Origin of the sequence: Polaribacter sp. Z014 (assembly GCF_023555435.1) — a bacterium.
GTDB lineage: Bacteria > Bacteroidota > Bacteroidia > Flavobacteriales > Flavobacteriaceae > Polaribacter.
Genome location: NZ_JALCZP010000059.1, coordinates 1 through 2,557, shown reverse-complemented (window position 1 = coordinate 2,557; position 2,557 = coordinate 1). Strand labels below are relative to the sequence as shown.

Annotated in this window: 1 protein-coding gene; it reads left to right on the top strand. The window is 26.9% G+C overall.

The genetic code is table 11. The features are described 5' to 3' along the window. Positions 1-137 precede the first annotated feature (137 nt). Positions 138-2,447, top strand: a complete 2,310-nt coding sequence (locus MPF19_RS18780) for an AAA family ATPase (protein WP_249989810.1) — start codon at positions 138-140, stop codon at positions 2,445-2,447. Positions 2,448-2,557 lie beyond the last annotated feature (110 nt).

The window sequence follows — 2,557 nt, the reverse complement described above, 5'->3', positions numbered from 1 at the left end:
CTCACTTGGGAAATTCCTCCAGAATTTCGCCGTTCGTGTTTTATTTACTAAATTCACTGCTTAAACAACGCAACAAAGCTTATACAACAACGTTGGCATTCATTACCACTCATACTCAAAAACATATACCAAATTAAATGATTGAGAAAATTAAAGGAGTATCAAATTTTGGAATATTCAAGAATATTGAGAGTAATCCAACATATAGTAATTTTAATAAACTTAATCTATTTTACGGATTAAACGGTAGTGGTAAATCAACGATATCACATTTATTTTCTTTAATTGAATCAAATGAATCCATATCTAGGTTTCCAGATTCAAAATGGAGTTTTGAAAAAGGCGGGAAAATTTATTCCGAATCAGACAAATTTGAAAATGATTTTAATATTAAAGTTTTCAATGCTGATTTTGTAGAGCGTAACATTAATTGGAACGATACAATTAAAGGAATTCTTGTCGTTTCAAATGATAAAAATGAAGAAATATTAAAACTAAAGGATAAGAAAAAAGAAAAATTAAAAATTAGTTCGTCTATAGCTCAAAATGAATTAATACTTAACGGAGAAAAGAAAAGAAACAAAGGTTTAATAAGAAACAACAGTAATTTCCTATCAGAATCTGCAAAAAACATTAAACAAAAGTTTCAATTAATTGAGGTTGAAGATAAACATTTGTCCAATTATAATAAAACAAAAATTGAAAGTTCTTTAAATAAAAATAAAGATAATATTAGAAAAGCTTCATTGACTATTCAAGAAATTGAAAAGTTAGCTCAAACTATAAAGCCACAAGACAAAGATAGAATTGAAACACCTGACTTTTCAGTTTTATCTCAAATAACTTCCGGCTTTGAAAAAATAATTTCATTATTAAATTCAAAAATAACATCAGAAGTTATTGATGGTTTAAAGAATGATTTTAAAAAATCTGATTGGGTTAAATTAGGTCTTGAACTACATAAAGCCGAAGACAATTGTGCTTTTTGTGGAAATAACATCTCTAAACAACGTATTTCTACTTTAAACAATCATTTTAGTGATTCTTTCAAAAATCTACAAGAACAACTATCTAAAGCCATTACTTGGATAGAAGAACTAAAAACAACAGAATTACCATCTTACAAAGCACTTTATAAAGAATATCAAGCTGAATACGAGAAAATTAAAAAGGATATTGATTTTGAGAATGAAAAACTAATAAAAGCACTTGATAAATGGAAAGCAATACTTAAAACTAAGGCTTCAAATCCATTTGAAATTCCTAAAACTTCAGTTTTAAATTTTGATGAAACCAATTTAATTAAGCTTTATAAAAAGGCAACAGAAATAATTAAAAGCCATAATAGAAAATATTTAAGTGCTTCGACAATTATACAAGAGGCAAAAAATAATCTTGAACTTGAGTACATCAAGGATGAAATCAAAAGGTATGATTTTTATAAGCAAAAAAACCTTGAAATAACTACTAATCAAAAAAACAAAGAACTTCAATTAGAACTTGAAAAAATAAAAATGGATATCAAACAATTGAATTCATTAATTTCTACTGAAGCTCTTGGTGCTACAAAGTTTAATAATGATTTATGGAAATTCTTAGGAAGAAAAGACATAGCTTTAGATCCACAAGAAAAAGGTGGTTATAAGTTACAAAGAAATGGAAACCCTAACACTAACGGGAATCAATTAAGTGAAGGGGAAAAAACAGCAATAGCTTTTGTTTATTTTATAAATAAAATATTAGAACAAGACAATAAAATAAATGATACAACAATAATAGTTGACGACCCAATTTCAAGTTTTGATTCGAATAATTTATTTAGTTCGTATTCATACCTTAAACTGAATTGTAATGAAGCAAAGCAATTATTTATATTAACACATAATTTTAATTACTATAGACTTGTAAGAGATTGGTTCGAAACCAAAAATAAGAAGCAAAATCAGAAACACAGAAAAGACCCTTCTAAACCAGAAACCATATGTAATATTTACTCAATAGAATCGAACTTTGATACTACTCAAATTCGTTTTTCTTATATTAAAGATGCAGACCCAACTCTCTTAGAATATACATCAGAATATCATTACTTATTTAAAAAACTAATAACCTATTCTAATGACACTCATTTAGATTTAGATAAAGCCTATTTATCTGCAAATGCTTCTAGAAAAATACTTGAAACTTTTCTAAAATTCAAACACCCTAAAAGGTTAGGTGATTTTAGACAATTATTACAAAAAGGGATTCAAAACACATCATTTAAAGACAAAGAAGAATATATCTATCGTTTTATAAACAAATATTCTCACGCACAGGACTTTGATAATGATTCCTCTGACAACAAACTGGACGAAGGTTCCAATGTTGTAAAAGATATTTTGAATCTAATTAAAGAAATTGACGAAATTCATTATAAAGAAATGATTGAAGTTTGTGAAAAATAAAAAATAACGAAATGCCAACACCGTATATAATTTATTGCTGGCTTCTCGCCTACTTACGAAAGTCCTCGCGGACTTTCTTGGTTGGTAATTATTTACTAAATTAGTTGCTT